We start from the raw sequence: 9,586 nt of genomic DNA on the forward strand, positions 1-9,586 counted from the left end.
GCACGCTGGATACAGTGGTGGGCATTTGCTTCTCTGGGGAGAGACACACGCTAAAAACGAATATTTCCCTGCGAAGCTGCGGAGGCAAAAGCCCAAAGCGCTCCCTTATGACGCCCGGTCTGATATGGTTGTCACCGCTCTTAGACAAGCCGGCGTCTGTTCTACGATCAGGAAAAGTCAGGTAGCTACGGTAGTCTCTTGGATTCCGACAGTCGATCATGCTCCTCTGCCCTCCAGTGCTATTATTGCGCAATTGCCCCATTCACATAAAAAGCCTGTATTGAACCCATGGAATGTCTCGGTAATTCGGCTGACCAGAGAACAGATGGTTGAAATCCTCTGCGCCTGCGTTGGAAAACAAAACCTGGCGCCCGGCCTAATTGTTGGGAGCGACTTGGCATTCTGGGCAAGGGCTATGCGCTTTGCAGGCGCGCTTATCACAAGACAGAAATATCTTCCCGCGATAACCGAAGACAACGGGACATGCTATGCACAGTGGAAGCCTGTCTTCACCGGTGCCGACGTTGATATTCTAGAAAAGCTTGCCAAAGCCATGCCGGCGGCCGCGCGCGCGTTGACGCAGGGAGATAATTCGCCGCCAAATGAATCCTCACGTTCAACGCTTGCTGATTTCACTGGAGAAATTGTTGATCATCTAGTCCGCGCTCCATGTTCTTCTTCTGTAATGATACAAAAACGAGGGAGGAGGAGGAAGGTCCCAACTTTTTCCAGCATGCACGATCAGTGGTTGCATGCGCTGCGTTCGCCTGATGGGCTTATGGAGGGCGATGAAGGCGAGTTGGCTCAGCTTAAGGCCCAGGTGTGCGATTGGCAACGGCTGATATCTCTTCCTACATCGGCGCCTTTTCGGCTTTGTTTCCGGTTGGAAGAGCCCGGGATCAAGATGGAGGGGACGGAAATGGTTCAAAGCGCGGATGAGGCCTGGTATGTACGTTACCTGCTTCAGTCGGTCAATGATCCAAGCCTGCTCATTCCGGCAACAGAGGCATGGAGCACTACCGGTAAACAAAAGTCGCTTCTCGATCTCACTGGATTTGACCATCGCGAATACGTATTGTTGTCATTGGGGCAGGCATCGATGATTTGCCCGCGTATAGAAGGAAGTTTAAGAACCTCTATTCCCGGCGGTTACGAACTCGATACCGCAGAGGCATATAAATTTCTCACAGAAAAAGCGATGGTGTTGGAGGAGGCGGGGTTTAAGATTATGCTGCCGGCATGGTGGACCCGCAAGGGAACGAAGCTGCGTCTGAAGGCCAGCGCAAATGCGAGGAGCCCAGTGATGACAGGGCACGGTCGACTGTCACTTGAAAGCGTAGTTGAGTTCGACTGGGAAGTCGCATTGGGCGGTGAGAAGATATCCCTGGTGGAACTCCAGGAACTCGCAAAACTCAAGGCGCCGCTTATCAGATTTCGCGGCCAATGGGTACAAATGACCGCTGAGGAGATAGCGGCGGCCCGCGACTTCTGGAAGGAAAAGGCTTCAGGCCGAGCAACCGTGCATGAAATAATCCGGATGGCTTTGGGGGCGGCACGAACTCCGAGTTCTATTGATTTCGAAGGGGTAAGGGCAACGGGTTGGCTTGCAGATCTTTTGAAACAGTTGGAAGAGGGCACGCCTTTCGAAGAGCTGCCTCACCCGGAAAGTTTCCAAGGGAGACTGCGCCCTTATCAAATAAAGGGTTATTCGTGGTTGAGTTTCTTGCGGCGATGGGGACTGGGGGCATGCCTGGCCGATGACATGGGATTGGGAAAAACCGTGCAGACACTTGCGCTTATCCAGAGAGACTGGCTGGCGAATAGCCATGGCCCGGTGCTGCTTGTATGTCCCATGTCTGTCATTGCCACTTGGCTGAAGGAGGCCGGCTGTTTCACTCCTGAGTTGCCTATAATGGTCCATCACGGCGCCAGCAGATTAAAAAGCGAGGTATTTGAAGCAGAGGCGGGGAAGCACGCCATGGTAGTTACCAGTTACGCTTTGCTCCATCGTGATTTTGAGATATTCAAGGGTGTGCCGTGGGCGGGGATGGTTTTGGACGAGGCGCAGAATATCAAGAATCCAGAAACCAAGCAGGCTCGAGCTGCGCGAGCCATTGGATCGAGCTATCGAATCGCGCTCACCGGTACGCCTGTCGAAAACAATGTTGGTGACCTTTGGTCTATAATGGAATTCTTGAATCCCGGATTGCTTGGCACACAGACCGAATTCAAAAGAACTTTTTTTATCCCTATCCAGGCCGATCGCGACCAGGAGGCCATGCAGAGCCTTAAGCGCCTGACGGGGCCGTTCATCCTCAGGCGCCTCAAGGCAGACAAAGCGATAATCGCGGATCTGCCCGAGAAAATGGAAATGAAGGTGTTCTGCACTTTGACAAAAGAGCAGGCCTCTCTTTATGCTGCGGTGGTTGATGATGCTTCCAATGCCCTTGACTCGGTCGAAGGGATCGAGCGCAAGGGAGTGATCCTGGCAACACTGTCCAAGCTCAAGCAGGTATGCAATCATCCGAGGCAGTTTCTTGGCGACAATTCCGAAATTCATGGGCGGTCGGGCAAGCTCTCCCGCTTGACTGAAATGCTGGAGGAAGTCATGGAGGTTGGGGACAGAGCGCTGATATTTACGCAATTCGCCGAGATGGGCGAAATCCTTAAGTGCCACCTTCAGGAATGGTTTGGTCGTGAGGTGCTCTTCCTGCACGGCGGTGTGCCGAAAGCGCGGCGTGACCGAATGGTTGAACGCTTCCAGACAGATGCCGGAGGACCGTCTATCTTCATCCTCTCACTCAAGGCCGGCGGCTTCGGGTTGAATCTACAGCGCGCCAATCATGTTTTTCACTTCGACCGTTGGTGGAATCCTGCGGTGGAGAACCAGGCAACCGACCGTGCGTTTCGTATCGGTCAAAAACGGAATGTTCAGGTCCATAAGTTTCTCTGCGCCGGGACGCTGGAAGAGAAGATTGATGAGATGATCGAGAGCAAGAAAGAGATTGCTCAGGCCGTGGTTGGAGTGGGGGAGGGTTGGCTGACGGAGCTTTCAACTAACGAACTCAGGGAATTCTTCAAGCTTCGGAAAGAAGCCTGGGGGGATTAATATGACCAGTGACAAGAGGAGCGGGTATGACAGAGAATGGGCTGAAGAGAAAAAAAGGTACCGCGTGAATATGGAAACGATTCGAATCTGAAAAGAGGAGAGCACTATGTACTGGCGCTATGGCTATTTCACACCGTCAAAACCGCGTGCGGTAAGAGGCGGTATTAAGGCGCAATCAGGCCGAAGAGCCGTTGGTAAAAATTGGTGGGCAGAGCGCTGGAATGCCGTGTTGGAAGAACTTTATGCGGGTAACAGGTTGACGCGGGGCAGATCCTATGCTCGCCGGGGACAGGTTTTGCGCATTGATATTGAAAAAGGGATGGTAAAGGGGCAGGTGCAGGGCTCCCGCTCCAGACCATATGATATCTCTATCAGGGTAAAAGTTATGTCAAAACCCGGCTGGAAAAAAGTGGTAAAGACGCTCTCGGAAAAATCCCTTTTCACCGCGAAGCTTTTAGCCGGTGAGATGCCTCAGGATATTGAAGAGGTTTTTAAAAAGGCCGGATTATCGCTTTTCCCTGAGAGAGGCAATGACCTAAAAACGGAGTGCTCGTGCCCGGACTGGGCGAATCCATGCAAACACATTGCGGCTGTCTATTATCTGCTGGGCGAAGAATTTGATCGAGACCCTTTTTTGATTTTCAAACTGCGAGGGATGAGCAGAAAAGAATTCGTTAATCTCTTGAGCCACATCAGCAAAACAGCCGGCGCACCCAAGGCGTGCGAGATGGCCAAAAGCCTGGATGGCCATGCGGAAGTTTCCTCAACAGATGAACCGATCTCGTCAGATCTCAAAACCTACTGGGACGGGGGGGAGATACCGGATGATTTATTCGGAGAGGTTTCGATTCCACGAGTTCCGGCCGCTCTGCCTAAGCGATTGGGCAGTTTTCCATTTTGGCGCGGTGAAGAACGATTCCTCGAAGCTATCGAGCCGATTTACGAAGCTGCGTCCCCCCGCGGTCTTGATACCTATATCGGCGAATATACTATGGCGGTCGCTGAGGATAATGCGCCGACGTGAGCGAAATCGGAGATTACATGTCATTGGGGAGGGAGAGGCAATCCGGCTATCTGAGTTTATACTGAGCTTGCCGAAGCGCTCAGGACAAGTTTTATCGAACCCGCTCTATGCCAAGCAGATTGGTGCGGGCCTGATAAATCAGGCCCCTACAGGTCTTGTCTTGGGTGCGCACTAGTCATTCCCCCGACACCCTTCGTGAGGGTCTCTGATTTACGGTTGTCATAACATCCCTGCCACCAGTTAAATATGTAATGCATCTTGGCAATTTTCCGATAAACAATATCCGGAAACCGGACATCTCAAAAATCGACATCTCAAAAATATGCTTCCCTACCTCCCGCTCAACGTGTCATAATCCCATGGCAAAGCAGGGCGGCGTTATCAGTCAATTTGGCCTGATTGGCTCTTGGAACTCCGCAAGGATTGACCCGTTAGCGTGGCATTGTGCTACGGAGGGATGTCGGGGTATAAGATCCCCCGACACGGCATTTGCCAGAGAGGATAGGTACATATGAGAGCATTCACGTGGATTCCGTTATACAAGGAACTGGCAGACAAGCTGTTGGCGTACCGGGACCGCCAGGGCGACCTCATTGCGATTCTGAAGGAACTCAAAGACCAGGGACTCCCGGTCATAGGACTTACCGACAAGGACAAGAGGGGAAAAGCGGTTCCGCTTGAGGCAATAGACCCGTTCACGTTCTTTGCCTCATTCAATCGCAAGGCCACGGATCAAAACCGCCGAGCTATCTTGACTATGATCAAGGAACGACTGCAACTGCAGGCGGGAGTCCCTGCCGATTTCGACGGCATCCCGATCATGTCTCCCATGCAGTCATGGTTTTTTGCCTTTTATCCTGAGAGGAAACCTGACGATATAACAGCCTTATGGGCATTCGCTGAGGCCATTGTCAGGCGCGCGCCGGAGGATGTTACCCCGGAACTGTTCAACCGATGTCTCGAAGTCGCTTACGTGAAAGTCCCCAACCTCACCATGGGCATGTTCTGGATGCGACCAGAAATATATCTGGCACTGGACAGACGAAACCGCAAGCTTCTTGACGAACGCGGCGTCGCGCACGAGGTGAAAGACTGGGCATCGTACCTTCAGTTCCTAAAGAACGCTCGGTCGCTCGTACCGGAACCGCACTATGAATTCTCACACGCAGCATACGCGGGCGAGTCTGGTAGGAGATACTGGGTATTCCAGGGCAACCCGAAGATCTACGACGTAGTGGGCGCACTTCGGGCTGGGGAGGTGAAAACTTGGCGAGTGAACCAGCGCATGAAGGACATTCATCCTGGTGACAAGGTTATTGTCTGGGTCACCGGCGAAGCCGCCGGCTGCTACGCACTGGCAACGGTCATGTCCGAAGTTTGCACTGTTGCAGAAGATGCCAAGGAGGCTTCCTACTACCGTAAAGGGCCTGGCAAGAGTACTCCGTTTACGGGTGTCAAGCTCCGCATTGATACGAAGTTGTGGGATAACCCGGTCTCAAAGGCAGACATTGCCGGGCAGCCGGCGTTCCGTGATTTTCCGGCCGGTCGACAAGGGACAAATCTGGCCGCCACAAAGGCCTACTACGACGGCATTCTGGCGCTGGCCAGAGGGAGGACGGAAATGCGCTACTGGCTCTACGCTCCTGGACGCTATGCAAAGTATTGGGATGAATGTTGGCAGAAAGGCATCATGCTATTTGGTGCCGACGAGCTTTCCGACCTGAGCGCCTTTTCCGACAAGGCGGCGATCGAAGAAGCGTTCAAGAAGGCAAACCGGTTGAAGCACCGTCCAACCAACGACGCGCGTGCCGCGTGGGAGTTCTCGCACGTCCTCAGTCCCGGGGACATCGTCATAGCTAAGAAAGGCGCGCGGCAATACGTTGGCTATGGCGTTGTTTCCGGGCCCGTATAGACACGAGGCCGAACGGACGACCTACCGCAATGTGAGACCTGCGAGATGGGTCAAAAAAGGGGAATGGCAGAAGAATGAAGGGGGGCCGATCGTCCAGAAAGCCCTGACCGACATCACGAAGTACCCGGAATACGTCCAGGAACTGCGGGAGTTGATAGGGATTGAAGACACTGCGATTGGCAACCGAACACCACTGCCGCTGAACATCATCCTCTACGGCCCCCCGGGGACGGGGAAGACGTACACGCTCCGCAATAAGTACATGGAGCAATTCACAGAGCGCGCGGCCGCGCTGAGCAGGGAGGATTTCGCTGCGGATCTAGTCGCGGACCTGGCATGGTGGCAGGTCATCACGATGGTAATGCTGGATCTCAAGACCAGTAATGTCAGCGGCATTCTTGCGCACCCCCTCATGGAGGCACGGATCCGGCGCGCCAGCAACCGCACACCGCGGGCAGCGATCTGGGCCCACCTGCAGATGCACACCAAGACAGACTGCCCAGAGGTGAAGTATGCCAAACGGTACGAGCCGCTCCTGTTTTCGAAGGATGCCGAATCGGTCTGGTCGATCGACGAGAAACTCGCGACCGAGGAGGCGCCTGACCTCGTCGAGGCCCTGGAACGCTACCGTGGCTATACGCCGGATCAAGGCGCGGTGATCAAGCGCTATGAGTTCACCACCTTCCACCAGTCGTACAGTTACGAGGATTTCGTCGAGGGCATCAAACCCGTCATGTCCGAGGAAGTGGCGGAGACATTGGCCTATGAAGTCAAGCCGGGCATCTTCAAAACCATGGTGCAGCGAGCCCTAGCAGACCCCAACCACGACTACGCACTCCTCATTGACGAGATCAATCGCGGCAACGTTGCCAACATCTTCGGGGAGCTGATCACGCTCATCGAAGATGATAAGCGCCAAGGCACCCCGAATGAGCTACGCGCCCGCTTACCCTACTCGCGTGAGGAATTCGCTGTGCCGAAGAACCTGTACATCATCGGAGCAATGAATACCGCGGATCGCAGCGTCGAGGCGCTGGATACCGCCCTGCGCCGACGGTTCGCATTCGTTGCCATCCCGCCGCAACCGGAATTCATTAAGCAACCGGCGAATCTGGATGTGGATCTCCGGAAACTTCTCGGCGTGATCAACGCGCGGATCGAGAAGCTCTTGGACAAGGATCACTGCATCGGCCACTCGTACTTCATGGGCATAGCCGCAAGCAGCGACCCTCTGGCCGAGTTGCGGAATGTCTTCGCGACGAAGATCCTGCCGCTGATGGAGGAGTACTTCTATGGCGATCCAGCCAAGATCGGCATGGTCCTGGGTGAACGGTTCGTATCGCGCAAAGACGAGGCCATCGAATGGGCAGAGGGTGATTGGGGAATGGACGAGTTCGAGGAGCGCCATGTGTACACCTTGCAGGATCCCAGGACAATGAAGGACGGGGACTTCCGCGCCGTCTATGAGTGACGTCATCCAAGTGTTCGAGCACACCACGCTCCCGGTGGGAGGGCAGTTCACGTCCACCCGCTTTGCCCGCCTCGTGCAATACAACGAACGTCACGGGAACCGCTTCTTTGACGTCGGTCACAACCGTATCCATTTCCGGAACTGTGTCGGCGTCATCCAGGTCGGCAATCTGACCATTGAGATCCTGCCCAAGGCCGACAAGACGCCGGATTCGCCCGCTCAGAAGCGGAAATGGCAGCGTGCTCTGGTCGAGATGCTGCGACAGTCAGGCTTCATTCGATTGGCCTCGGTGTCAGACGCCAGACTGAGGCTGCGCGCATCCTCGCTACTGGACATCTACTTCGAGTCATTTCTAGCGGAGGTCGAGGATCTCGTGCACCACGGACTGGTCCGAAAGTATCGCCAGACCCGCGGGAATCTCCCTGCCCTGAAGGGGCGCATCCTCTTTCAACAGCATCTCTCCCAGAACCTCGTCCACCGGGAACGGTTCTTCACTGAGCACGTATTCTATGACCGCAACAACCGGTTCAACCAGGTCCTGCGCGTCGCCTTGGATGTGCTTGCTCGGGTGTCCGCCAACCCTCACCTGGTTGCCCTCGCACGCAGCCTCTCGATGACCTTCCAAGACGTGGATGACATTGCTGTGAGCGAACGGACTTTCACCCGGCTTCCTCACACGCGAAACACGGAACGCTACCGCCGGGCGCTGCAACTCGCCCGCCTGATCATCTTGAACTACAGCCCGGACGTTCGAAGCGGCAGAGAGGATGTCCTGGCGATCCTGTTCGACATGAACTGCCTGTTTGAACGCTTTATCTATGCCCAACTGAAAAGAGCGGAGGCGAGGCAGCCCTCACACAAGATCACATTCAAAGCCCAGGTGTCCCGCCGTTTCTGGATGGCGGAACGTATGCAGATGTCGGTCCGTCCGGACATCATTGCTCAGCTCAGCATTGGCTCCGTACATGAGAGGATTGTCCTGGACACGAAATGGAAGATTCCGGGCGGCGGCAGGTCCGGTGATTCCGATCTGCACCAGATGCACTCGTACAACGTCCAGCTCGGAGCTCAGCGCAGTATTCTCCTCTACCCACGGGTGTCGGCACAGCGCGATGTCGAAGGAACGTTTGCCCAGGCCGCCCCCCCGCTGGAGGCGTTTGCCCACTACTGCGGCATGATGTTTGTTGAGCTCTTCGATGGCGAGAAACTGCGCCGCGATCTCGGCGACGATCTCATCACGAGACTCGCCGCTCACGCCTGAGGCGGATTGGGATCAATGACCTTAGGCTCAGTCAACAAATCAAGCAGGGCCAGGCCTCGGCTATTGACTGAGGAATATTGATTGGATCTGGAGCGGACAATCCCTGCGGAACCGAGACGGTTTCCCTAATCAACTGGGCGCCTGCGTGTTGTGGCTAAGAATGTACCGGGACGTTTTCAGTAAACAGCCCGCAGGCGGCGCCTTGGTTTCTGAATATCGCGGGGTAGGGGAGGGAAGTTAGTTTTTGGTTATCCCCGAGGGGTGCGCAACCATCACGGCATAATTAGGGAAAGCTTCAGGGCAACACCATGACCATTGACTGATCAACTCCGGTCGACCTGCCAGCCTCTCATCCACTCCGATCTTCTCATGAAGCTGCTTTGTTCGCCCATTTGACCTCTCTACCACATAAGCTAAACCCATCCTCCTTGACAAGCACCGTTATTCAAAGTCTTCGTCGGGCTGTCTAAATTCTTTGCAAATATGTCTCTTGCCAGATTTTGTGATAAAGCATGCGGTAATTAATCTCAATAACCTTGTAAGTCCATAGTCAAGCTGCGCGATCCATACTTGCACTTTCTTCCTTATATGCTGTACAATGCGTTATTGAACCCGAAATCGGCGAGTAAGGTTGCAAAAAACATTTTAGCAACCGAAAACAAGCCTCCATCCTTGTAGCAGATGTGATGGAAAGGATCTGTAGTCCGAAAAGGCACGCAGATGGCGTATATACACAGACTGCTCCCTTGATCTTTGTGAAACAAGGTTTTCAGCTCGCTCGCTATGTACAGACTGGTTGAAATTCATTG

Annotated in this window: 5 protein-coding genes; all 5 read left to right on the forward strand. The window is 54.3% G+C overall.

Annotation, left to right across the window (positions count from 1 at the left end; genetic code table 11):
* The first annotated feature begins 325 nt into the window (after positions 1 to 325).
* The 5 genes from NTX71_05730 (at position 326) to NTX71_05750 (ending at position 8,777) form a co-directional block, all read left to right on the forward strand.
* Positions 326 to 3,109 (forward strand): DEAD/DEAH box helicase, encoded by a 2,784-nt coding sequence (locus NTX71_05730; protein MCX6339402.1) that lies wholly within the window; start codon positions 326 to 328, stop codon positions 3,107 to 3,109.
* 106 nt (positions 3,110 to 3,215) lie between these two features.
* A complete protein-coding gene (locus NTX71_05735; protein ID MCX6339403.1) occupies positions 3,216 to 4,133 on the forward strand; it encodes an SWIM zinc finger family protein in 918 nt (305 codons plus the stop codon).
* A gap of 511 nt (positions 4,134 to 4,644) precedes the next feature.
* Positions 4,645 to 6,045 carry an EVE domain-containing protein gene (locus tag NTX71_05740; GenBank protein ID MCX6339404.1) on the forward strand — a complete coding sequence of 467 codons (1,401 nt, stop codon included), beginning with the start codon at positions 4,645 to 4,647 and terminating at the stop codon, positions 6,043 to 6,045.
* A complete protein-coding gene (locus NTX71_05745) occupies positions 6,020 to 7,516 on the forward strand; it encodes an AAA family ATPase (GenBank protein MCX6339405.1) in 1,497 nt (498 codons plus the stop codon). Before NTX71_05740 ends, NTX71_05745 begins: the two co-directional genes overlap by 26 nt.
* Positions 7,517 to 7,526: 10 nt before the next feature.
* On the forward strand, positions 7,527 to 8,777 hold the full coding sequence (locus tag NTX71_05750; protein MCX6339406.1) for a restriction endonuclease: 1,251 nt from the start codon (positions 7,527 to 7,529) through the stop codon (positions 8,775 to 8,777).
* Positions 8,778 to 9,586: the final 809 nt, after the last annotated feature.

Source organism: Candidatus Auribacterota bacterium (genome assembly GCA_026392035.1).
GTDB lineage: Bacteria > Auribacterota > Tritonobacteria > UBA1439 > UBA1439 > JAPLCX01.

Excerpts from the sequence above, each read along its gene's own strand:
- NTX71_05740 (MCX6339404.1), top strand. The coding sequence starts at position 4,645 with ATGAGAGCATTCACGTGGATTCCGTTATACAAGGAACTGGCAGACAAG.
- NTX71_05730 (MCX6339402.1), top strand. The coding sequence starts at position 326 with ATGGTTGAAATCCTCTGCGCCTGCGTTGGAAAACAAAACCTGGCGCCC.
- NTX71_05735 (MCX6339403.1), top strand. The coding sequence starts at position 3,216 with ATGTACTGGCGCTATGGCTATTTCACACCGTCAAAACCGCGTGCGGTA.
- NTX71_05745 (MCX6339405.1), top strand. The coding sequence starts at position 6,020 with ATGGCGTTGTTTCCGGGCCCGTATAGACACGAGGCCGAACGGACGACC.